Source organism: Mycolicibacterium psychrotolerans, from assembly GCF_010729305.1.
Lineage (GTDB): Bacteria > Actinomycetota > Actinomycetes > Mycobacteriales > Mycobacteriaceae > Mycobacterium > Mycobacterium psychrotolerans.
This window is the reverse complement of the sequence record NZ_AP022574.1, coordinates 1,086,739-1,107,723: the sequence shown is the minus strand read 5'-3', so window position 1 is coordinate 1,107,723 and position 20,985 is coordinate 1,086,739. Positions and strand designations below refer to the sequence as shown.

Below are 20,985 nucleotides of genomic sequence, written 5' to 3'. Positions count from 1 at the left end.
CACAAACCGTACGCTCGGCGCGCGCCCCGCCCGACCAGCGAAAGAACTGCCATGACCCTGATGGACGACACCACCACACTGCCCAACGGCCTGACCCGCGACGAGGCCAGGGCCGAGGCCGCCCGCGCCTACGAACTGGACCGGGCGCATGTGTTCCACTCGTGGTCGGCGCAGGCCGAGATCGCGCCGATGACGATCACCGCGTCCGACGGCTGCCACGTCTGGGACGGTGACGGCAACCGGTTGCTCGATTTCTCGTCGATGTTGGTGAACACCAACATCGGCCATCAACACCCGAAGGTCGTCGCCGCGATCGCCGAGCAGGCCGCCAAGCTGTGCACGGTGGCGCCGCAGCACGCCAACGCCGCCCGCTCAGAGGCGGCCCGCCTGGTCGCCGAGCGCACCCCCGGTGACCTGAACAAGATCTTCTTCACCAACGGCGGCGCGGACGCCGTCGAGCACGCCGTGCGGATGGCGCGCCTGCACACGGGGCGCTACAAGGTGCTGGCTCGCTACCGCTCCTACCACGGGGGCACCGAGACCGCGATCAACCTCACCGGTGATCCCCGGCGCTGGCCCAACGATCACGGCAACGCCGGTGTCGTGCACTTCTTCGGACCGTTCCTGTACCGCTCGCAGTTCCACGCCACCACCGAGGAGGAGGAGAGCGAGCGCGCGCTCGCGCACCTGCGCGACCTCATCCGGATGGAGGGCCCCTCGACGATCGCGGCGATCATCCTCGAGTCGATCCCCGGCACCGCGGGCATCATGGTGCCCCCGCCCGGTTACCTCGCCGGCGTGCGGGACCTGTGCGACGAGTACGGCATCGTCTACATCGCCGACGAGGTGATGTCGGGCTTCGGCAGAAGCGGAAAGTGGTTCGCCGTCGACCATTTCGATGTCACCCCCGATCTGCTGACCTTCGCCAAGGGCGTGAACTCCGGTTACGTGCCCCTCGGCGGCGTGGCGATCAGCCCGCACATCGCCGAGACGTTCGACCACCGCGCCTACCCCGGCGGGCTGACGTACTCGGGACATCCGCTCGCCACGGCCGCCGCGGTCGCGACGATCACCGCGATGGCCGAGGAGGGCATCGTCGAGAACGCGGCCCGCATCGGAGCCGAGGTGCTCGGGCCGGCGCTGCGCGAGGTCGCGGCACGGCACCGCAGTGTCGGCGAGGTCCGCGGCGCCGGGGTGTTCTGGGCCGTCGAACTGGTCGCCGATCAGGACACCCGTGAGCCGCTGGCGCCGTACGGAAGTTCCAGTGCGGCAATGAATTCGGTGATCGCCGAGTGCAAGAAGCTCGGCATGCTGCCCTTCGCCAACTACAACCGCATCCATGTGGTGCCGCCGTGCATCGTCACCGAGGAGCAGGCCCGCGAGGGTGTGGCGATCCTGGACCGTGCCCTCGACGTGGCCGACGCCGCGCTGGGCTAATCCCCCAACTCGCCACTGATGCCGCGCTCGAGCGCCACCCGGGCACGCTCGGGCAGGACGAGCAGCCCGTCGAGTTCGCGCTGCGCCAGCCGGTAGGCGCGGTCGCGTTCCTGCGGCGTGGCCCCCGCGTCGGCCGCAACGCGCAGCAGCCGCTGGGCCCGCGCCAGGCGCTCCTGCTCGTCCGCGGTGAACGCCGCACGCCTGCGGCGGTGCGCTTCCGCCTCGGCGATGTCGAACGCCGTGACGTACTCGCCCACCGCCTCCACGTAGGCGCGCATCGCGTCGCGGTCCTCCAGCAGATCGCCGACGTCGGCGGGGCGCAGGAAGTCCGCACGCAGTTTCGCGCGGTGGAACCGTTCGGTCAGCGGGTCGCGCATGTCGGTCATCAGCGGGAAATCCAGCACCTTGGCCGCGTCCAGTTCGTACTCCAGCCAGCGCGTGTCGGTGCGGTCGTGCTGCTCGATGGTGCGGATGATCGCGCGTCGTTGCGCCGAGGTCGCCGGCCGCGGGTTCGGCGCGGGCGCGGGCGCGAGTTCGGGGTCTCGCTGCCCGCGCGCGGCCATGATGCCGCGGTACGTGGCGTAGCCCACGCCGATCAGCGGCACGAGCACCACCAGGAGCTCGAGCAGCCGGAAGATCAGACCCATCAAGCCAGAATGCCACCACGACGATGGTTTCAACGGCGAGGCGACCGGCAACTACTTAGCCATGCGACACAAGACATTGAATCTGAGTTCCCTGTTCTTCGCTGGCGCTGCGGCGACCGCAATCGCAACCGCGCCTCTGACTTTCGCGCAGCCCGCGCCGCCGCCGTGCTTCAACCCCGACGGCACGCCCTGCGTGACCGCGGGTACGGCCGGCCCGGGTGGTGCCAGCGGCGCCATCCCCGGCGGCCCGGGTGGTACCGCCGGCCCCGGTGGCGTCAGCGGCAGCACCAACCCCGGCGGCGTGGCCGGAGCGGCCGGCCCTGAGGGCGCCAGCGGCGCGATTCCCGGTGGCCCCTCCGGTGTCGCCGGACCCGGCGGCGCCAGCGGCAGCACCAACCCCGGCGGCGTCGGCGGATCGGCCGGCCCCGACGGTGTCTCGGGCTGCATCCCGGGCATCGGCTGTGCCTCCATCCCCGCTCCCTGACCCGACCATCACCTGATCGCCGGACGAGCCGGATCCGACTGCCCGTCGGGTCCGGCTTTCCGCGTCGCCCTGCGGCTACCGTGAGGTCCCGACGAGGGAGGTGGCCCCGATGGCCGGGAACAGTGAACGCCTGCTGATCAAGAACGTGCGGATCTTCGACGGCTTGTCCGACCGGGTGTCCGACGGGCACGTGCTGATCGAGGGCGCGACGATCGCGGCGGTGGAGCGCTCCCCGATCGCCGAGACGGACACCACCACGGTGATCGACGGCGGCGGCCGCACGCTGATGCCCGGGATGAGCGACGCCCACGTCCACCTCGTCGGCATGGCGAACACTCTGCTCGACCTGGCGATGGGATCGCAGTCCCTGCTGGCGGCCTCGACGCTGGCCAAGGCGAAGGACACGCTGCTTCGCGGGTTCACCACGGTGCGCGACATGGCCGGCGACACCGCGGGCATCAAGAAGGTGATCGACTCCGCACCGGCGCTCGGCCCCCGCATCTACCCCAGCCAGGCCGCGATCTCGCAGACCGGCGGCCACGGCGACTTCGGCTTCGTCTACGAACGGCCCACCGCGCTGGGCGGCGACGAGTCGCGCGCCGAGCAGATCGGGTTCATGCGGGTCGCCGACGGCCCCGACCGGGTGCTGGCCGCGGTGCGCGAGCAACTCAAACTCGGTGCCAGTCAGATCAAGCTGATGGTCGGCGGCGGCGCGGCCTCGCTGTACGACCCGCTCTACACCGTGCAGTTCACCGAACCCGAACTGCGCGCCGCGGTGCAGGCCGCCGAGGACTACGGCACCTACGTCGCCACCCACGTCTACAACGTCACCGGCATCCGCCGGGCGGTCGATGCCGGGGTGCGCTCGATCGAGCACGGCCACCTGGCCGACGAACCCACCATCGCGATGCTGGCCGAGCGCGGCGTGTGGCTCTCGACGCAACCCTTCGCCGAACACGACCACTCGTTCCTGAACCCGGACAGCGCCGAGAAGAACCGCGAGATCTGCGCCGGCACCGACCAAATCTTCGGCTGGGCCACCAAGCACGGTGTGAAGCTGGCCTGGGGCACCGATCTGCTCTTCGAGCCCGACCGCGACGATCTGCAGAGCGCGATGCTGGTCCGGCTCGGGGAGTACATGAGTGCCGTCGACGCGCTGAAGCTGGTCACCTCCGGCAACGCCGCTCTGTTCCGGATGGCCGGGGAGCGCGATCCGTACCGGTCGGCCCGCCTCGGGGAGATCACGGTCGGCGCGTGGGCCGACGTGCTGCTGGTCGACGGGGATCCGACGACGGACCTGGCCCTGCTGGGCGAGCCGGCGAAGAACCTGTCCGTGATCGTCAAGGACGGCGTGATCGTCAAGGGCCCGACGGCGTGACGCCGTTGGCCGGCCGATTGTCAGCCGATCGTTGTTCTCCCCGTGGCCGGCTCGCGGCGCCGGCATCGCGATAACTCACGCGACCGCACGCCCGACACAAGGGCGGAAGTCGGCGTGATATCGACGAAAACCGAGCGCCGCGTCCTGCTGTTCTACGGCCTCTGAGTACAGATCGCGTTCCGGTCCGGTGATCCGTCAGTGAGGTGACGCCCGTTATTGCAGCCGGATGTGAAGGTTTTTATCCCTATGCCTCCGGGTGTGGTTTCCCAGGGTTGGGCACCCAACGTAGGTGCGACGAACGTATTGATGTACTCCGTATAGGCCGTAGGAGTGTTGGTGTGCGCTCCGCCGTGCTGGCTCTCGTAATAGGCTTTCGCGTCACTGAATGCCGAGCCAGGAGTTTTCGGCTCGCTCAGGCCGGCCGCGGTACCGATCTTGTCTGGCATACCACCGGGACCACCAACCGGATTGTTGTTGCCCCCGTCAGGCGCCGGATCCGCCCATGCCACTCCAGCCAGCGGAACGGACATCACCACCGCGGCGGCCGCGGTGATGAACACTTTCTTGATCATGAGAATCCTCCTCTCGGTGACCGCGGGCGGGCGGCACGCGGTTCCAAGCGGGATCGTCGCTCCCGCACCGCGCGACGACATCAGTACTGCACCACTGCAATTCGGCCTCAATTCCATCGCTTGGCACTGCGTGGGGAACGGCCGACGGGACGTCGCCACCGACATCGCCCCCGTGGTGTGTTTCCTGCTCGGCGACGACGCCGCGTTCGTCACCGGTCAGACGATCATGGCCGACGGCGGGACGGCCGGCTTCCGCTGAGCCGGGACACGCAGTACGCCGCGAGCACCTGAGCCAGCGGTGTGATGTCGGCGAGCGCCTGGTGTCCGTCGTGGGAATAGAACTCCAGCAGATAACTGCACTCGTCGGCGGGAACGCCGACACCCAGCACCGCCTGATAGCCCAGCTGGACCAGCAGGGCCACCTCGTCGGGATCGGAGCCCTCCAGGTCGACAGCGGCCAGAAATGTCGAACCGTCGGCGACGGCGGCGGCCGAGGCCGGGTAGTCCTCCATGTCGTAGAGGGGCGGACCGAACTCGACGAGCACCGTCAGCCCGGCGTCCCGTTTGCGCACGCTGGCCACATTGCTCACCAGCCGTAGGGCGTCACCTCCCTCGGCGCATTCGGAGATCGCCCATGCGGCCGCGTCGACGGCCTGCGCTACGGCGTTGGCCAGGAACTCCAGGGCCGCGGGCAGCGCCATGTCGCGGCGTTCCTCGAGGGCGCGAACCACGGTGGCGGCGAGTCGGTCGGCGGCGCGCCGGTCGTCGGACCGCCGGTCCAGGTCCTCGATACCGGGGGGTGTGACCGGCGTCGGCCCGCCGGCGCTGTACCGCGCGGGCCCCTGCCGTTTGGCGTGCAGGAGCGCCGCGTCCGCGGCGGCCAGCAGATCGCTTCCGGTACGGACCTCGGGCGTCGCCGCCGCAGCGCCCCAGCACACGCTGACCGAGTCGTCGACCGCCTCGTGCAGCACGCGGGTCGCGTCGGTGGCGAAGACCTGGGCCGCCGCGAGCGTGGCGTCGGGCAGCAGCACGCAGAACTCGTCGCCACCCAGGCGCGCCGCGATGGCACCGTCGATCGCGCCGGCGAGCCGGCCGAGTACCGCGGCGACATCGCGCAGCAGCTGGTCCCCCGCGGGGTGGCCGTCGCGGTCGTTGATCCTCTTGAACCCGTCGAGGTCGCACAGTAATACCACCGAAGATGCTGTCTCCCAGTCGGTTTCAGCGAACCGCTGATCGATGGCGCGCCGGTTGGCGATGCCGGTGAGCGGATCCTGCAGCGCGTAACCCCACACCGTGCTGAGCAACTCCGACCGGCCGATCGCCACCGCGATGTGCGCGGCGATGGCCTGCAGCAGCTGCGCGTCCCCGCGGTCGAAGCGGCGGCCGTCGGCGCCGGTCACCCAGATCTCGCCCCACATGGCGTCGCCGCACATCACCGGCACCGCGATCTCGCACTCCTTGCCGACATCCTTGAGCAGTGCCAGGCTATCGGGCGGACAATCGGGATCGTCGATGGCGTTCATGTAGGACCTGCCGCGGCGCAGCAGGTCCTCGACCAGCGGAAACGACGCCACGGGATAGTACTCGTCGGTCGGCCATCGCACTTCGTGCGGCGCGATGTCACCCACGTTGATCAGGGTGCGCAGCGCCTCCCGATCCTGCTCCCACCGGCTGATCGACAGTGACGACGCCCGGAGCGCAATCAGCGCCTGCTCGGCGACCACCTCGAGCACCTCGTCGAAAGAGTCCGCGCGAACGACGGCTTCGGAGATGCGCAGCAGGGCCCTGAGCACCGGCAGATCGGCGGCGGCCTCGGCGAGCGGCAACCGCTCGGCGGCGGCGGCGCCGCTGTCCATCTCGCCATGCATGCTCGTCGCGCCCCCATTTTCCGCGCCGCGGGCGCGGACGATCATGGTACCGGCAAACTGCACACCATGGGCCCCACTACCGCAACATGACCCCTGTAGCCTCGCGGACTGTGCACCCGATTCCCGTCATCGCGTTGACCGGTTACCTCGGGGCTGGCAAGACGACGCTGCTCAACCACGTGCTGCGCACCCCTGACGCGCGAATCGGTGTGGTGATCAACGACTTCGGGGAACTGAACGTCGACGCCGGACTGGTCACCGGCCAGGTGGACGAGCCCGCGTCGATCGCGGGCGGCTGCATCTGCTGCCTGCCCGACGACGGCGGCCTGGATGTGGCGCTCGCCCGCCTGGCCGACCCGAAGCTGCGTCTCGACGCGATCATTGTGGAGGCCAGCGGGCTGGCCGACCCCGTCGCGATCTCGCGGATCATCCGCTTCAGCGGCGTGGACGGAATCCGGCCGGGCGGGGTGGTCGACGTGCTGGACGCCGCACGGCACTTCGACACCGTGGACCGGGATGCGAGCCCGCCGGCGCGCTACGGCGCCGCGACGCTGGTGGTGGTCAACAAACTCGACCAGGTCCGGCGCGACGCGCAGGAGGCGACGCTGCGCCGGGTCACCGAGCGGGTGCGTGAGCGCAACCCGCACGCCCAGGTCTGCGGGGCCACCGCCGGCCGGATCGACCCCGCACTGCTCTACGACGTCGCCGCCGACGACGAGCAGGTCGGACAACTCACGTTCCGGGAACTGCTCAACGCGGCCGAGGACGACGAGGAGCACCACCACGTGCACGCCGACGCGGTCACCGTCCTCAGTGAGGGCTGCGTCGATCCCGGCAAGCTCGTCGACCTGCTCGAGGAGCCGCCGCCGGGCGTGTACCGGATGAAGGGCACGGTGGCGGTGCGCTACCGCGGTTCGGTGCGCCGCTACGTCGTCAACGTCGTCGGGGCGTCGGTGCACGTCGCGGCCGCACCGGCAGGCGCTGGAGTCAATCCGATGGCGAACTCGCTGGTGGCCATCGGCATGCACCTTGACGTCGACGCCGTGCGCGACGCCCTGCGCACCGCCCTCGGCCCGATCGCCGACGCCGCAGCGGCACAGGGCATCCGGCGCCTGCAACGCTATCGCCGGCTCAGCATCTGACCCCTATCCTGGGCCGATGGCAGAACCCATGGACGAGAGCGGGGCAGAACGCAACGTTCTCGGCAACCCGCTGGACCCCTGCGGCACCGAACCGCTGACCGGCTTCTACCGCGACGGCTGCTGCAGCACCGGCGACCAGGACCTCGGCCTGCACACCATCTGCGCCGTCGTCACCGCGGAGTTCCTCGCCCACCAGAGGTCGATCGGCAACGACCTCGGCACACCGATGCCCGCATACCGGTTTCCCGGCCTGGTCCCCGGTGACCGGTGGTGTGTGACGGCCCGAAACTGGCTGCGCGCGCACCACGACGGGCAGGCGTGCCCGGTGGTGCTGGCCGGCACGCACGAACGCACCCTCGACCTCATTCCGCTGGAGGTGTTGGCCGGCTACGCGGTCGACGTGCCCGACGACCCGGCAGGGCTGTGAGCGCCCCCGCGGGTTAGCGTCGGTCATGGCTTCGGTGTTGACGGTGAACACGGCGACCGCGCCCATCGATCTGGGCGAGCTGCGCACCGGGATCGACAAGAGGCCCAGCGCGGAACCGCTCGCGATCAGCGCGCCCGGGCCGCGCAAGGACGGGCCGGGCAGCGGCGTCGCCGGGGACTCGATCTGCAACCGGCGCTACCACGGCGGTGACGACCAGGCCGTCTACGCCTACGCCCGCGAGGACCTGGACCGCTGGGAGCGGGATCTGGACCGCGAGCTGACCAACGGGATGTTCGGGGAGAACCTGACCACCGCGGAAGTCGACGTGACCGGCAGCCTGATCGGCGAGCGATGGTCGGTCGGATCCGACGGTCTGGTGCTCGAGGTGACCAGTCCGCGGACCCCGTGCCGGACGTTCACCACCTGGCTGGGCATCCGGGGCTGGATGAAGACGTTCACCGCGGCCGCCCTGCCGGGCGCGTACTTCCGCGTCGTCCAACCCGGCCTGGTGCGCGCCGGCGACGCCGTCGACGTGATCTCCCGGCCCGAACACACCGTCACGGTCGGAGTCGTGTTCCGTGCCCTGATGAGCGAACCGGACCTGCTGCCCGGTCTCCTGGTGGCCGACGCCCTGCCCGACAAGATCAAACGACAGGTGGCCAAGCGCACCGGTGTGAGCTGAGTCCCAATCGCGGGGCAGATCGGCTGATGCGGTTTTGCACCGCGCGGCAGCCGGGAACGCCACCGTGCGCCGACATGCCAGTCGACGACGACGTACTCGCCGGCGCCCCGCACCCCCGATCCCGAGGAGCTGTATTTCGTGTGGATGATCCGACTTTCGCGCCCGCGACACACCTGGCCACCACCGCAGCGTGGGTGGCCGGCGCCGTCGGGCTGGCCTACGTCCTTGGCCTGGCGCTGTCCTGGCTGCTGCAACGGCTCGGCCGGCGCAGCCGCGTGCTGCACGACGTCGCCGACCTGACGCGCAGGCCGCTGCGGGCGACCCTGGTGGTCATCGCGGCGTCGGCCGCGGTGCGGCGCGCGTCGGACGGGCACGCCGGCTGGCGCGGCTGGCTGGACCACACGCTGGTGATCGCGTTGATCGGCACCGTCACGTGGATGGTGGCCAGCCTCGTGCTGGTGGCCGAACGTCAGGTGATCGACCGCTTCGCCGGCGGCGACACCGGCCTCACCGATGCCGACCGGCACCGCCGCAAGATCCGCACCCAGGTCACCACGCTGCGCCGGCTCGCGGTCGCGATCGTCGTCGTACTGGGAGCGGCGGCCGCGCTGATGACGTTCCCGTCGTTCTCCGACGTCGGCAGGACGATGTTCGCCTCGGCCGGGGTGTTGACGGTGGTCGCAGGCCTGGCCGCGCAGACCTCGCTCGGGTCGGTGTTCGCCGGGATCCAGATCGCGTTCTCCGACGCGATCCGCGTCGGAGACGTCGTGGTGCTCGAAGAGGAGTGGGGCCGGATCGAGGAGATCACGCTCACCTACGTCGTGGTGCACCTGTGGGACGAGCGCCGTCTGGTGCTGCCGTGCACGTACTTCACGACGACGCCGTTCCAGAACTGGACCCGCAACGCGACAGAGCTGCTGGGAACGGCTGAACTCGACGTCGACTTCACCGTGCCGTTCGACGCGATGCGCGCGGAGCTGGACCGGCTGCTGCGCGCCAATCCGAAGTGGGACAGGCGCGTCGGGGTTCTCCAGGTCACTGACGCGGTCGACGGTCGGGTCCGGGTCCGGATGCTCGTCAGCGCGCCGGACGCCGGCCAGCTGTTCGACCTGCGCTGCGATGTCCGCGAGGGCATGGTGGCGTGGCTGCAGCGCACCAATCCCGATGCCCTGCCCCGTCAGCGGATCGAGCACCAGACCGACACCGACCGGACTGATGGCCGCGACACCGGATACCGCAATGCGCCGCAGGCGGATTCGGGTCTGTTCAGCGGCAGTGCGGACGCCGAGCGGCGCGGACGGGCCTTCGAGAAGACCGGATAAGCCCTTGGCGCGTTGCACAATCCACGGGGCACACTGCAAGAACCGCGGCTGTCGATCGCCAAAGTGCAGTAGTCGACTACTGATGCGGTCCGTCGATCGGCTACCAGAATTCCTTCTGCGAGCTCCGTCTCGCTGAGGCGGAGTCCGCGCAGGGTGTAGCCGTGAAGAGGAGACTCCGATGAAGCCACTTTGGGCGGCCGTGGTCGTGTGCGTCGGCGCACCGGCACTGTCGCTGATTATTGGAACCGCAACCGGCTCGGCGGATACGGGCCGGGCACCGCATGACACGAGGGCAACGACGAGAACAACCGACCAAAAGACAACTGGTGGAATTGCAATTTCGGTGGCCGGCATTCCACTGATACACACCGGCAGCAGCGTGGCAACGACCCTGGGGCTCAACGTAGCCATCGCCGTCAACAACAGTCAGGCCGGCGCGTTGTCCGGTGTGGGTAACGTCGTCATCGCGACGAATAACAGCGTCGCCGGTAGCTTTGGCAACTTCAACAGGGTGAAGGCCGACAACCACAGCACCGCTGATGCTCTCGGAAACCTCAACCGAGTCCGGGCGACCAACGGCAGTACCGCCGCGGCAATCGGCAACGGCAATCACGTCACCGCCGATGGCGGTAGCACCCTGAGCATCAGCGGGAACTCGAACAGGATCACGGCACGCTGCGGAGGTTCGCTCGAGGATCCCATCGACTCGTCATCCGACGCCCAGAACAACCGGATCATCACGGTCGCGCCGTGCACAACCAGTTGAACACGGTTGCGGCCCAGAGACTGCAGGGGATAACGCCTCCCAGATCGCCATTCCTGGCTGCTCCACGCGCCCGGTCACAGCCATCGCTTCTCACTGGGCGCGGCGGAGACCACCGCGGCCGCCTACCGGATCGTGTAGCCACCGTCGATCAGCAGATCGGCACCGGTGATCATGCCCGCCGCGTCGGAGGCGAGAAACACTGCGGCAGCCGCGATCTCGTTCGGATACGCGAACCGGCCGACAGGGATCTGCTTCTTCAGCGCGTCACCGCGCGGCCCGTCCCAGGCCTTGTGGCCCAGTTCGGTCAGCACCACGGTCGGGGAGATGCTGTTGACCCGCACACCTCGGCCACCCCACTCCATCGCCAGCACCTTGGTCACCCCGACGACCCCGAACTTCGACGCGCAGTATGCGACGTGTTGATCCAGCGCCACGGTGGCGGCCTGGGATGCCATGTTGATGACGACGCCGCCCCCGGCGTCGAGCATGTGCCGGCCGACCATCTGGCACATGAGGAAGGTGCCCTTGAGGTTGATGTCGATGGTCTTGTCCCAGGCGTCGAGGGCAAGCTCCTCGGCGGGGCCGAGCAGCACGACGCCCGCGCTGTTGACCAGCACGTCGACGCGGCCGAACGCCGTGACCACCTCCTCGACGGTCGCGGTGACCGACGCGGGATCGGAGACGTCGCAACGGAATCCGCGGCTGTCTCCGCCGAGTGTGGCCGCGTGATCCTGCGCCGCGTCGGCGTTCAGGTCGACGACGGCGATGCGCGCGCCCTTGGCGGCGAACGCCGACGCGATGGCTGCGCCGATCCCCGATCCGCCTCCGGTGACCACGGCCGTCTTCCCGGTCAGGGGGAAGTCGAGATCGACGACGGGCTCGGTCATGGGTGTAGTCCTTTCGCTCGGTTCGGCGGCCGCGTCAGTCGAGGACGGCGGCCGCGATCTCGGTGTCGGTGACCAGTGCGGACACCAGACCCGAGCGCAGGACGGCCCGGGTCGCGGTGATCTTCTCGGCACCCGCACAGATCGCGATGACCGTGGGGATGGCGCGCAGCCCTTCCTCGGTGATACCCATGCGGCGCTCGTCGAGTCCGGCCACCCGGGTGCCGTTCTCGTCGAGCAGCAGCCCACAGGTCTCCGCGCGCACCCCGGCCTCGTACAGCGCCGACGCCTCCTCCTCGGAGATCGACGTGTAGACCTGCGACGCCTCGGCTGTCCACCCGCCGACGGAGACCAGCGCGCAGGTGACGCGGGACTGGTTGGCGAAGGCGTCCTTGATCGGGGGCGTGCTGGCCAGGCTTTCTGCGGTGCGGGCGTCGCCGACGACGTAGGGCGCGTACAGCGGCCAGGACTTGCCGCCGGTAACCTCGGAGATCCGCCGGGTCAGGTCGGCGCCGTTGGAGGTGAGGCCGCCGGCCAGGCCGGTCAGTTGGACGACGTCGCATCTAGGCAGGGCCTGCAGGTACGGCGCGATGCGGGTCATGGTGCGGCCGCAGTCGATGCCGATGACGTCGCCCTCGCGAAGGATCGACTGCAGCAGGTCGGCCATCGCCTTGGCGACCGCTTCCACCCGGTCGGCGGTGTTCTTCGATTCCGCGACGACGGCGTAGGCGTGCTGCAGGGAGTAGCGCTTCTGCAGGGCGCTGGACAGGTCAACGTTGATCGACCCGGGGTCGTGGATCACGATCTCGACCATTCCGGACTCGAGCGCTTCCTCGAGCATCCTCGCCACCTTGAAGCGGGACAGGCCGAACTCCTCGGCGATCTCGACTCGAGTGCGTCCTTCGAGGTAGTAGCGGCGCGCGATCACGGCGCGCTGGAACAGCTCGTCCGGTCCCATGTCACCTCCCTGCGCCGGCCGTTACCTGGCTCTGCTCGTATGAGCAGAGCCGCTTGACATGTGAGCATAGCTCAGAGAATGATCCACATCACAGGCGATCAGATGAGCAATCCGCGTAACAGATGAGCGCGGTGTGGACCGGAAGCGGAAGGCGACCGATGCAGGTTGGCGATCTGACGGGCGGGTATCACCGTTGCGTCAGCACGCTCGACGCCGCGCGGGTCGGCGACATCGCGGCACGTGTGCTCGGCACCGACCCCGCCGAGTCGAGCGTCCTCGCGCCCCGGGTTGCCGCACTTCCTGCGCTGATGCGCCTCCTGGCGTGCGCTCCCACCACAGTCATCGGGCGCGCACCGCTCGCCCCCGTCGAAAGGAGTGCGAAGTGACCGCAACCGTCGAACCGACCCCGGCCACCATGCGGGCCAGCGTCATGACGGGCGTCGGCGCCCTGCAGATCGAGGACAGACCGGTGCCCGCCCCCGGTGCGCACCAGGTCCTCGTCGAGGTCGCCGCCGTCGGCGTCTGTGGCTCCGACGTGCACTACTACCGGCACGGGCGCATCGGGGACTTCGTCGTCGAGCAGCCGATGATCCTCGGCCACGAACTGTCCGGGCGCATCGCTGCCGTCGGCGCGGGCGTCGACCCGGAGCGCGTGGGTCAGCGGGTCGCGGTGGAACCGCAGCACCCGTGCCGGCGCTGCGCGCAGTGCCGGGCGGGCCGCTACAACCTGTGCCCGCACATCGAGTTCTACGCCACCCCGCCGATCGACGGCGCCTTCTGCCGGTACGTGCTCACCGACGACGACATGGCGCACCCGGTGCCCGACTCGATGTCCGACGACGCGGCCGCGCTGCTGGAGCCGCTGTCGGTGGCGATCGCCACGATGCGCAAGGCGCACGTGGCGCCCGGGACATCGATCCTCATCGCGGGCGCGGGCCCGATCGGCGTGATCTGCGCGCAGACCGCCCGCGCATTCGGGGCCGCCCGCATCGTCGTCACCGACCTCGTCGCGTCAAGGCGCGAGAAGGCCCTGCAGTTCGGCGCCACCGAGGTACTCGACCCGACTGCTGTAGACGTCGCGGCGATCGACCCGGTCGACGCGTTCGTCGACGCCACCGGGGTGCCCGCGGCCGTGGTCAGCGGCATCAAGGCCGTCGGCCCCGCCGGGCACGTCGTGCTGGTCGGCATGGGCGCCGACGAGTACGCGCTGCCGGTCAGCCACATCGCCAACCAGGAGATCACCGTGACCGGTGTGTTCCGCTACACGGACACCTGGCCCGCAGCGATCCATCTGGTGTCCAGCGGCGCCGTCGATCTCGACGGCATGGTGACCGGACGCTACGACCTCGAGCACGTCGGTGAGGCGCTCGACAGCGATTCGGACCCGGGCAGCCTCAAGTCGATCGTGGAGCCACGATGACCCCGCCTTTGTTGCGCTGCAGCGACATCCACAAGAGCTTCGGCGGGGTGCCGGTGCTCGAGGGCATCACGCTGGATCTGGAACCGGGCACCGTGACCGCGCTGGCCGGCGAGAACGGCGCGGGCAAGTCCACGTTGATGAAGATCATCAGCGGGCAGTACAGCGCCGACCACGGCACCGTCACGGTCGGCGACACCGCGCTGGCGCATGGCAACACCAGGGATGCGGTGCGCCACGGCGTCGCTATCGTGCCGCAGGAGCTGGCGTCGATCGAGAACATGACCGTCTACGAGAACCTGTTCGTGGGACGGGAAGTCACGGTCGGGCCGTTCCTGAACCGGCGCGCGATGGTCGATCAGGCCCGCGAGGCGCTCGCGGTGTTCGGGGTCCAGATCGACCCGTCGGCGAAGATGGGCAGCCTGCCCGTGGGGCTGCGCCAGATCGTCGAGATCGTCAAGGCGGCAAGCACCGGCGCGCAGGTGGTGATGCTCGACGAACCCACCTCCGCGATCTCCGAGCGTGAGGTCGAGGGGCTCTACAAGGTGGTGCGCCGGCTGCGCGAGCACGGCGTCGCGATGGTCTACACGACACACAAGATGGCCGAGATCCGCGCCATCGCCGACCGGGTGGTGGTGCTGCGCGACGGCGGACTGATCCTCGACGAACCGATCGCCGACGTCACCGACGACGACATCGTCACCGCGATGATCGGCCGGGAACTCGACGCACTGTTCCCCGAGCGCCCGAGCCCGGGCACCGAACCGGTGCTCGAGGTACGCGACCTGCAGGTCGACGGCGCCGCGGGTCCGGTGTCGTTCACCGTGAACGCCGGCGAGATCGTCGGGCTGGCCGGACTCGTCGGCGCCGGGCGCACCGAGCTGCTCGAGGCCGTCTTCGGCGCGCGCAGCAGCACCGCCGGCCAGATCACGGTGCGCGGCAAGGCCGTCAAACGCAATCACCCCGCCGCGGCGATCACCGCGGGCATGGCGATGGTGCCCGAGGACCGCAAGCTCTCCGGAGTCGTGCTGTCGATGAGTGTGCTCGACAACGGCACGCTGCCGCGGCTGTCGTCGTTCTCGTTGGCCGGCTGGCTGCGCGCGAAAGCCCGCAACAAGGCGGTGTCCGACGTGATGTCCTCGGTGCGGCTCAAGACCCGCGGGCTGAGCCAGGAGGTCGGCACGCTCTCCGGCGGCAACCAGCAGAAGGTGGTGCTGGCGCGCTGGCTCACCGGCGACGTCAACGTGCTGCTGCTCGACGAACCGACCCGCGGCGTCGACGTCGGCGCGCGCAGCGAGATCTACCGCATCGTCACCGAATTCGCGGCGAACGGCATGGCGGTGCTGATGGCGTCGTCGGACATGCCCGAGATCGTCGGGCTCTCGCACCGCGCCTTCGTCATGCGCGGCGGCACCTTCGTCGGCGAACTCGACCGCGACGCCCTCGACCACCCCGAGGTCCAGGAATCGGTGTTCCGCCTCGCCACCGCACTCGACACCAAGCCATCGACACCCACGACCACCACGCAGCAGGAGGCATCATGAGCACCGACGTCGACAGCAGCGCCCAGCCGCCCGGTCCGTCGGCGGCTCCGACCGTGGCCTCGCCGATCACCGGCGAGCCCGTGAAACTGTTCTCCCGACAGTGGTTCTCGGGTGTCCTGCTGCGTTACTCGATGGTCATCGTGGTGCTGCTGGTGATCGCGTACTTCAGCTACCGCAGCGCGCGCTTCTCCACGCCCGACAACCTGGTCACCATCCTGGTCGCCGCGGCTCCGTTCGCGCTCATCGCGCTCGGCCAGACGCTGGTGATCCTGACCGGGGGCATCGATCTGTCGGTGGGCAGCGTGATCGCGGTGTCGGCGATGTCGGCAGCGGCGACCGCGAAGGCCAATCCCGGTCAGGTCTGGCTGACCGTGCTGGTGGCGATGCTGGTCGGGCTCGCGGTGGGCTGCCTGAACGGATTCCTGGTGTCGCGCATCAACGTTCCACCGTTCATCGCGACACTGGGCACGCTCACGGCGGGGTCGGGCATGGCCTACGTGATCGGCGGCGGCGCACCCATCAACGGGTTGCCCGCGGAGTTCGGCTCGATCGCCAACACCAAGATCTTCGGTCTGCAGATCCCGGTGCTGTTGATGATCTTCGGCATCATCGCGCTGGCCATCATCATGAAGCGCACCACCTACGGCATGCGCGTGTACGCGGTGGGCGGCAACCGCAACGCCGCCGAGATCGCCGGGATCAACGCCAAGAACGTGTTGTTCAGCGTCTACGCCATCTCCGGTCTGCTCGCCGGGCTCTCGGGCGTCATGCTGGCCTCCCGCGTGATCTCGGGTCCGCCGAACCTCGGACAGGGCTACGAACTGGACGCCATCGCCGCCGTCGTGATCGGCGGCGCGAGCCTGATGGGTGGACGCGGCAGCATCTGGGGCACGGCGCTGGGCCTGTTCATGATCATGACGCTGAACAACGGCCTGGACATCCTCGTCGTGCCGGCGTACTGGCAGGACGTCATCAAGGGCGTGCTGATCGTCGCCGCGGTCGCCGTCGACGTGTGGTCCTCCAGGAGGCGCACCTGAGGAAAGCCGAGTCAACAGTCTTCGCACCACTTTTCACTGTCGAAAACGAGAGAAGAGAGAACCCATGAGATTGCTCACCAAGATCGCGGCGATGGCCTCGGCGGGTGTGGTCGGTGCCGCGCTGACTGCCTGTGGCGCCGGCGACACGACGACCAACAGCGACACCAAGCGCATCGGTGTCTCGGTGTACGACATGAGCTCGTTCATCACCGCAGGCAAGGAGGGCATGGAGGCCTACGCGAAGGACAACAACATCGAACTGGTGTGGAACTCCGCCAATCTCGATGTGTCCACCCAGGCCGACCAGGTCGACTCGATGGTCAACCAGGGTGTCGACGCGATCATCGTCGTTCCCATCCAGGCGGATTCGCTCGGACCGCAGGTCGCCACCGCGAAGTCCAAGGGCATCCCGCTGGTCGCGGTCAACGCGGCGCTGAACAACCCGGATGTCGCGGCCAGCGTGCAGCCCGACGACGTGGCCGCCGGTGAGCAGGAGATGCAGATGATGGCCGACCGCCTCGGCGGCAAGGGCAACATCGTGATCCTTCAGGGGCCACTGGGGCAGTCCGGTGAGCTGGACCGCACGAAGGGCATCAACAACGTGCTGGCGAAGTACCCGGACATCAAGGTGCTGGCCAAGGACACGGCCAACTGGAAGCGCGACGAGGCCGTCAACAAGATGAAGAACTGGATCTCCGGCTTCGGCCCGCAGATCAACGCCGTCGTCGCCGAGAACGACGACATGGGCCTCGGGGCGCTGCAGGCGCTCAAGGAAACCGGCCGCAACGACGTGCCGATCGTGGGCATCGACGGCATCGAGGACGGCCTCAACGCGGTCAAGAGCGGTGAGTTCATCGGCACCTCGCTGCAGAACGGCACCGTGGAGCTCTCCGCCGGCCTGGCCGTCGCGAACGCACTGGCCAAGAAGGAACAGGTGAACACCAAGCCGGTGTACGTGATGCCGGCCATCACGAAGGAGAACGTCGACGTCGCGATGCAGCACGTGGTGACCGACCGGCAGAAGTTCCTCGACGGGCTGTCCGATCTGACCACCCAGAACCTCAAGACCGGCGACATCGCCTACGAGGGGATTCCGGGCCAGAAGCAGCCCTGACACAACGACATTCGCGAAGGCCGGTCGCATCCCGCGGCCGGCCTTCGTGATGCTCCTATTGATGTCAAGCTGCTTGGAGCCAGTTTCTGCAGTTCTCGGCGAAGGTGTCGTCGCGCTGCAGTCCGCGTTCGATTCGGAGATCACGCTGGGCCAAACGCCGAAGCGGCTAGCCGCTGCGGTGAAGATCTCCCGGGTGATGGCCCTTTCGAGTTTGCGCAGACCCAGGGTTACGACCTGCGCGGTAACGCTTTTCCATGATCAATGTCAGACCCCTCTGCCATGATGGTGGCATGTCCTCGCCGGCAACGTCTTTGGTCGCTTCGCGGCGCATCGACGAGCGGTTGGACGTATTGTTCGACGAGCTGGCCGAGCTGACCGGTCAGCGTAACGCGATCGACGGGCGCATCGTGTCGATCGTCGCCGAGATCGACCGCGACGGGCTGTGGGCCGCCGCGGGCGCCCGCTCGGTGCAGAACCTGGTGGCCTGGAAGACCGGGGTATCTACGGCGCGCGCCAAAACGGTCGCGGCCGTGGCCCACCGGATCGAGGAGTTCCCCCGCTGCGTCGCAGGTCTGCAGGAGGGCCGGCTCTCACTCGATCAGGTCGGCGCCATCGCCGCGCGCGCCGGGAAGGGCTCCGACGAGCACTACGCCGAGCTGGCCCGCACCGCCACGGTCAACCAGCTGCGCACCGCCCTCAAACTCGAACCCAAACCCACACCAGAACCCGAACCCGAGGCCCAGCCGGAACCCGAGGCCGAGGCGGCGCCCAAGCTCGAGCCGGTGTGCACGATCACCCACATCTCCGACGAGCAGTACGCCTACTGGCAGATCCGGCTCCCACACGTCGAATCGGCGATGTTCGACGCAGCGCTGCAATCCCACAAAGACGCCCTGATCGCGCAGTGGAACCACGACCGCGACACCACCGCCTCCGGCGAGCAGCACCCACCGATGCCCACCACCGGCGACGCGTTCCTGCGGCTGATCCAGGCCGGCTGGGACGCTGACGCGGCGGCGCGCCCGCACGGGCAACGCACCACCGTCGTCGTGCACATCGACGTGAAAGACCGCGTCGGCACGCTACATCTGGGACCGCTGCTGTCCGACGCCGACCGGCAGTACCTGACGTGTGACGCCACCTGCGAGGTGTGGTTCGAGCGCGATGGCCACACGATCGGGGCGGGCCGGAGCACTCGGACGGTGAACCGGCGGCTGCGCCGCGCGTTGGAATTCCGTGACCGTACTTGCGTGGTGCCGGGCTGTGGAGCCACCCGCGGTCTGCACGCCCACCACCTGAAGCATTGGGAGGACGGCGGGCTCACCGAGCTGATCAATCTCGCGCTGGTCTGTCCGTACCACCACAGGGCCCATCACCGCGGTCTCATCACAATCAATGGGCCCGCCGACCAGCTCGTCGTGACCGACCAGGCCGGGCGGCCGCTGACGTCGGCATCGCTGGCCCGGCCCCCCACCCAAGTCCCGCCCGACGTCGCCCCGTGTCCCGGCCCGACCGGCGAACGCGCCCAATGGTGGTGGTACGAGCCGTTCGACCCCCAGCGGCCACCCTCGACCAACTAGCGGTCTCCGGTCGGCTGCTGCCCGTAGCTCGACAGCCGTCGGGCCACCTCGGCGATCTCGCCGTCGTCGAGGACACGCACCCGTGCGCCGGTCGCCATCGCCCGCAGCGCCACGTCGCACACGTACTCGAGATACGGCACCAGGTTCATCACCTTCGGCAGCGCCGCGCCGGCGAGCACAGCGCCGTGGTTGCCCATCAGCGCCGCGGCGCGGCCGCGTAGGGCCGCGGTCACGTTGTCGGCCAGCTGCCGGGTTCCGAACGTGGCGTACGGCGCGACGCGGATCGCACCGCCGAACAGTGCCGAATAGTAGTGCGACGCAGGCACTTCGTCGACGACGGTGGACAGCGCGGTGGACGCCGGTGCGTGCGTGTGCACCACGGCGGAATGCTGCGACGACCGGTAGACCGCCAGGTGCAGAGCCAGCTCGCTGGACGGCGCCAGCACCGCGTCGACGGCGTTGCCCTCCAAATCGTGGATCCCGACGTCGCGCGGCGACATCGCCTCGTAGTCGACACCGCTGGGCGAGATGACCACCAGATCGTCCACCCGGATCGACACGTTGCCCGCTGTGCCGACGACAAGCCCTGAGCGACTGAGTAATTGGCAGGCCTCGACGACCTGGCGGCGTTGTGCTTCCAGTCTCATGGCTCGAGGATGTATTTCGACCCGCGGCCGGCGGCCATGTCCTCCAGGCTCGGCACGAGCTCCTCGAGTGGCCTGCGCTCGGTCACCAGCATCGAACCGTCGACCTTCCTGCTGGCCAGCAACTCGACCGCGGTGCGGACGTAGTTGGGCGTGTGGTGGAAGACACCCTTGAGTGTGTACTCCTCATAGTGCATCGCGCTGGAGTCGACGGAGAACGGGGCGCCTTTCGGCGTTCCGCCGAACAGCACCGCCGTCGCACCGGGGCGCAGCGTGCGCACGGTCTGCTCCCACACCTGCGGCAGGCCCACCGCCTCGATGCCGACGTCGGCGCCGCGGCCGTGCGGGGTGTGCTGCTTGATCAGGACCACCCGATCCTCGAAATCGCTGACCTCGGACAGGTCGACGGTGTCCACCGCGCCGGCCCGGACCGCCTGCTGCAGCCGCCACGGCGACTGGTCGACCGAGATGACGTTGGCGCCGCGCAGCGTGGCGAGCCGGACGAACATCAGACCGATGGGGCCTGCGCCGTGCACCACGACGGTGTCGCCGAGCTCGATGCCCGTCTCGGCCATCCCGTGCACCACCGTGGCCAGCGGCTCGAGCGGTGCGGCGTCGGCGAAGTCGAGGTCGTCGGGCAGCGTGTAGGTGTTGCGCGCGACGATCGCCGCCGGGATCACCACCTCCTCGGCGAAGGCGCCGTTGAGGAATTCCAGGTTCTCGCAGAGGCTTTCGCGGTGCCGGATGCACGCCCAGCAGTGGCCGCACGGCACGGTGTTGGCGGCCGTGACGCGGTCGCCGACGGCGAATCCGTCCACACCGTCACCGACGGCGGTGACCACGCCGGCGAACTCGTGACCGAACCGCGACGGCAGGGTCGGGAAGAGCTTGGGGTGGCCGCGGCGGTAGGACTTCAGATCCGTTCCGCACGTCGCGGCCGCCCGGACCTCGACCAGCAGCTCACCCGGCGCCGGCTCGGTCGAGGCGATGTCCTCCAGCCGTAGTTCACCTGGGCCGTAGAACATGGCGGCTCTCACTGTGGTTCTCCTCGGGTCGTCGTGCAGGGTCGTCGTCGCGTGACG

At 69.1% G+C, this 20,985-nt stretch carries 22 protein-coding genes; 15 read left to right on the top strand and 7 right to left on the bottom strand.

Going from position 1 to position 20,985, the window contains the following annotated elements:
• Nucleotides 1–51: 51 nt before the first annotated feature.
• The gene (locus G6N45_RS05470) at nt 52–1,437 is read left to right on the top strand and encodes an aspartate aminotransferase family protein (RefSeq protein WP_163720736.1); all 1,386 of its coding nucleotides are present in this window, start codon (nt 52–54) and stop codon (nt 1,435–1,437) included.
• On the opposite strand, the gene G6N45_RS05465 is transcribed toward G6N45_RS05470, so the two are convergent.
• Nucleotides 1,434–2,084 (bottom strand): hypothetical protein, encoded by a 651-nt coding sequence (locus tag G6N45_RS05465; protein ID WP_163720735.1) that lies wholly within the window; start codon nt 2,082–2,084, stop codon nt 1,434–1,436. The two genes, G6N45_RS05470 and G6N45_RS05465, sit on opposite strands and share 4 nt — an antisense overlap.
• Before the next feature lie 61 nt (nt 2,085–2,145).
• On the opposite strand from G6N45_RS05465, the gene G6N45_RS05460 reads away from it, so the two are divergent.
• Together G6N45_RS05460 and G6N45_RS05455 are read left to right on the top strand one after the other, a co-directional pair.
• Nucleotides 2,146–2,568: a hypothetical protein gene (locus G6N45_RS05460; protein WP_179965275.1), complete on the top strand. Its 423-nt coding sequence runs from the start codon at nt 2,146–2,148 to the stop codon at nt 2,566–2,568.
• A gap of 109 nt (nt 2,569–2,677) precedes the next feature.
• Nucleotides 2,678–3,946, top strand: coding sequence for a metal-dependent hydrolase family protein (locus tag G6N45_RS05455; RefSeq protein WP_163720734.1), 1,269 nt, complete (start codon nt 2,678–2,680; stop codon nt 3,944–3,946).
• 152 nt (nt 3,947–4,098) lie between these two features.
• Here G6N45_RS05455 and G6N45_RS05450 read toward each other — a convergent pair whose 3' ends face one another.
• The gene (locus G6N45_RS05450) at nt 4,099–4,518 is read right to left on the bottom strand and encodes a hypothetical protein (RefSeq protein ID WP_163720733.1); all 420 of its coding nucleotides are present in this window, start codon (nt 4,516–4,518) and stop codon (nt 4,099–4,101) included.
• Between G6N45_RS05450 and G6N45_RS28375 the strand changes: the two genes are divergently transcribed.
• Nucleotides 4,517–4,777, top strand: a complete 261-nt coding sequence (locus tag G6N45_RS28375) for an SDR family oxidoreductase (RefSeq protein WP_407664293.1) — start codon at nt 4,517–4,519, stop codon at nt 4,775–4,777. The genes G6N45_RS05450 and G6N45_RS28375 overlap by 2 nt on opposite strands.
• Here G6N45_RS28375 and G6N45_RS05440 read toward each other — a convergent pair.
• Nucleotides 4,743–6,386, bottom strand: a complete 1,644-nt coding sequence (locus G6N45_RS05440; protein ID WP_246228898.1) for a diguanylate cyclase domain-containing protein — start codon at nt 6,384–6,386, stop codon at nt 4,743–4,745. The two genes, G6N45_RS28375 and G6N45_RS05440, sit on opposite strands and share 35 nt — an antisense overlap.
• Nucleotides 6,387–6,496: 110 nt before the next feature.
• Between G6N45_RS05440 and G6N45_RS05435 the strand changes: the two genes are divergently transcribed.
• The 5 genes from G6N45_RS05435 to G6N45_RS05415 all read left to right on the top strand — a co-directional run bounded on the left by G6N45_RS05435 (nt 6,497) and on the right by G6N45_RS05415 (nt 10,725).
• The gene (locus tag G6N45_RS05435; RefSeq protein ID WP_163727833.1) at nt 6,497–7,528 is read left to right on the top strand and encodes a CobW family GTP-binding protein; all 1,032 of its coding nucleotides are present in this window, start codon (nt 6,497–6,499) and stop codon (nt 7,526–7,528) included.
• Nucleotides 7,529–7,544: 16 nt separating this feature from the next.
• Nucleotides 7,545–7,955 carry a DUF2237 family protein gene (locus G6N45_RS05430; protein ID WP_246228897.1) on the top strand — a complete coding sequence of 137 codons (411 nt, stop codon included), beginning with the start codon at nt 7,545–7,547 and terminating at the stop codon, nt 7,953–7,955.
• A 25-nt stretch (nt 7,956–7,980) separates the two neighbouring features.
• Nucleotides 7,981–8,637: an MOSC domain-containing protein gene (locus tag G6N45_RS05425; RefSeq protein WP_163720732.1), complete on the top strand. Its 657-nt coding sequence runs from the start codon at nt 7,981–7,983 to the stop codon at nt 8,635–8,637.
• Between the two features lie 140 nt (nt 8,638–8,777).
• A complete protein-coding gene (locus G6N45_RS05420) occupies nt 8,778–9,959 on the top strand; it encodes a mechanosensitive ion channel family protein (RefSeq protein ID WP_246228896.1) in 1,182 nt (393 codons plus the stop codon).
• Between the two features lie 178 nt (nt 9,960–10,137).
• On the top strand, nt 10,138–10,725 hold the full coding sequence (locus G6N45_RS05415) for a DUF3060 domain-containing protein (RefSeq protein ID WP_163720730.1): 588 nt from the start codon (nt 10,138–10,140) through the stop codon (nt 10,723–10,725).
• Nucleotides 10,726–10,847: 122 nt separating this feature from the next.
• On the opposite strand, the gene G6N45_RS05410 is transcribed toward G6N45_RS05415, so the two are convergent.
• Nucleotides 10,848–11,612, bottom strand: a complete 765-nt coding sequence (locus tag G6N45_RS05410) for an SDR family oxidoreductase (protein WP_163720729.1) — start codon at nt 11,610–11,612, stop codon at nt 10,848–10,850.
• A 34-nt stretch (nt 11,613–11,646) separates the two neighbouring features.
• Nucleotides 11,647–12,567 (bottom strand): sugar-binding transcriptional regulator, encoded by a 921-nt coding sequence (locus G6N45_RS05405; protein WP_057149722.1) that lies wholly within the window; start codon nt 12,565–12,567, stop codon nt 11,647–11,649.
• Nucleotides 12,568–12,725: 158 nt separating this feature from the next.
• Between G6N45_RS05405 and G6N45_RS05400 the strand changes: the two genes are divergently transcribed.
• The 6 genes from G6N45_RS05400 to G6N45_RS05375 all read left to right on the top strand — a co-directional run bounded on the left by G6N45_RS05400 (nt 12,726) and on the right by G6N45_RS05375 (nt 19,259).
• Nucleotides 12,726–12,953, top strand: coding sequence for a hypothetical protein (locus tag G6N45_RS05400; RefSeq protein ID WP_163719578.1), 228 nt, complete (start codon nt 12,726–12,728; stop codon nt 12,951–12,953).
• A 44-nt stretch (nt 12,954–12,997) separates the two neighbouring features.
• Complete coding sequence (locus tag G6N45_RS05395) at nt 12,998–13,987, top strand: NAD(P)-dependent alcohol dehydrogenase (RefSeq protein WP_246229024.1); 990 nt, start codon at nt 12,998–13,000, stop codon at nt 13,985–13,987.
• Nucleotides 13,984–15,528: a sugar ABC transporter ATP-binding protein gene (locus G6N45_RS05390; RefSeq protein WP_163720727.1), complete on the top strand. Its 1,545-nt coding sequence runs from the start codon at nt 13,984–13,986 to the stop codon at nt 15,526–15,528. The genes G6N45_RS05395 and G6N45_RS05390 overlap by 4 nt, the downstream gene beginning before the upstream one ends.
• Nucleotides 15,525–16,565: an ABC transporter permease gene (locus G6N45_RS05385; protein ID WP_163720726.1), complete on the top strand. Its 1,041-nt coding sequence runs from the start codon at nt 15,525–15,527 to the stop codon at nt 16,563–16,565. The genes G6N45_RS05390 and G6N45_RS05385 overlap by 4 nt, the downstream gene beginning before the upstream one ends.
• Nucleotides 16,566–16,629: 64 nt before the next feature.
• Nucleotides 16,630–17,679 carry a substrate-binding domain-containing protein gene (locus G6N45_RS05380; RefSeq protein ID WP_163720725.1) on the top strand — a complete coding sequence of 350 codons (1,050 nt, stop codon included), beginning with the start codon at nt 16,630–16,632 and terminating at the stop codon, nt 17,677–17,679.
• 290 nt (nt 17,680–17,969) lie between these two features.
• On the top strand, nt 17,970–19,259 hold the full coding sequence (locus G6N45_RS05375; RefSeq protein ID WP_163720724.1) for an HNH endonuclease signature motif containing protein: 1,290 nt from the start codon (nt 17,970–17,972) through the stop codon (nt 19,257–19,259).
• Here the strand turns inward: G6N45_RS05375 and G6N45_RS05370 are convergent.
• Together G6N45_RS05370 and G6N45_RS05365 are read right to left on the bottom strand one after the other, a co-directional pair.
• A complete protein-coding gene (locus G6N45_RS05370) occupies nt 19,256–19,906 on the bottom strand; it encodes a class II aldolase/adducin family protein (RefSeq protein ID WP_163720723.1) in 651 nt (216 codons plus the stop codon). The two genes, G6N45_RS05375 and G6N45_RS05370, sit on opposite strands and share 4 nt — an antisense overlap.
• A complete protein-coding gene (locus G6N45_RS05365; RefSeq protein WP_163720722.1) occupies nt 19,903–20,940 on the bottom strand; it encodes a zinc-dependent alcohol dehydrogenase in 1,038 nt (345 codons plus the stop codon). The genes G6N45_RS05370 and G6N45_RS05365 overlap by 4 nt, the downstream gene beginning before the upstream one ends.
• Nucleotides 20,941–20,985 lie beyond the last annotated feature (45 nt).

Bases quoted from the DNA above. Each gene is read 5' to 3' on its own strand.
- G6N45_RS05470 (WP_163720736.1), top strand. From the start codon at position 52: ATGACCCTGATGGACGACACCACCACACTGCCCAACGGCCTGACCCGC.
- G6N45_RS05465 (WP_163720735.1), bottom strand. From the start codon at position 2,084: ATGGGTCTGATCTTCCGGCTGCTCGAGCTCCTGGTGGTGCTCGTGCCG.
- G6N45_RS05460 (WP_179965275.1), top strand. From the start codon at position 2,146: ATGCGACACAAGACATTGAATCTGAGTTCCCTGTTCTTCGCTGGCGCT.
- G6N45_RS05455 (WP_163720734.1), top strand. From the start codon at position 2,678: ATGGCCGGGAACAGTGAACGCCTGCTGATCAAGAACGTGCGGATCTTC.
- G6N45_RS28375 (WP_407664293.1), top strand. From the start codon at position 4,517: ATGAGAATCCTCCTCTCGGTGACCGCGGGCGGGCGGCACGCGGTTCCA.
- G6N45_RS05450 (WP_163720733.1), bottom strand. From the start codon at position 4,518: ATGATCAAGAAAGTGTTCATCACCGCGGCCGCCGCGGTGGTGATGTCC.
- G6N45_RS05440 (WP_246228898.1), bottom strand. From the start codon at position 6,386: ATGCATGGCGAGATGGACAGCGGCGCCGCCGCCGCCGAGCGGTTGCCG.
- G6N45_RS05430 (WP_246228897.1), top strand. From the start codon at position 7,545: ATGGCAGAACCCATGGACGAGAGCGGGGCAGAACGCAACGTTCTCGGC.
- G6N45_RS05425 (WP_163720732.1), top strand. From the start codon at position 7,981: ATGGCTTCGGTGTTGACGGTGAACACGGCGACCGCGCCCATCGATCTG.
- G6N45_RS05415 (WP_163720730.1), top strand. From the start codon at position 10,138: ATGAAGCCACTTTGGGCGGCCGTGGTCGTGTGCGTCGGCGCACCGGCA.
- G6N45_RS05410 (WP_163720729.1), bottom strand. From the start codon at position 11,612: ATGACCGAGCCCGTCGTCGATCTCGACTTCCCCCTGACCGGGAAGACG.
- G6N45_RS05405 (WP_057149722.1), bottom strand. From the start codon at position 12,567: ATGGGACCGGACGAGCTGTTCCAGCGCGCCGTGATCGCGCGCCGCTAC.
- G6N45_RS05400 (WP_163719578.1), top strand. From the start codon at position 12,726: ATGCAGGTTGGCGATCTGACGGGCGGGTATCACCGTTGCGTCAGCACG.
- G6N45_RS05395 (WP_246229024.1), top strand. From the start codon at position 12,998: ATGACGGGCGTCGGCGCCCTGCAGATCGAGGACAGACCGGTGCCCGCC.
- G6N45_RS05390 (WP_163720727.1), top strand. From the start codon at position 13,984: ATGACCCCGCCTTTGTTGCGCTGCAGCGACATCCACAAGAGCTTCGGC.
- G6N45_RS05385 (WP_163720726.1), top strand. From the start codon at position 15,525: ATGAGCACCGACGTCGACAGCAGCGCCCAGCCGCCCGGTCCGTCGGCG.
- G6N45_RS05380 (WP_163720725.1), top strand. From the start codon at position 16,630: ATGAGATTGCTCACCAAGATCGCGGCGATGGCCTCGGCGGGTGTGGTC.
- G6N45_RS05375 (WP_163720724.1), top strand. From the start codon at position 17,970: ATGTCCTCGCCGGCAACGTCTTTGGTCGCTTCGCGGCGCATCGACGAG.
- G6N45_RS05370 (WP_163720723.1), bottom strand. From the start codon at position 19,906: ATGAGACTGGAAGCACAACGCCGCCAGGTCGTCGAGGCCTGCCAATTA.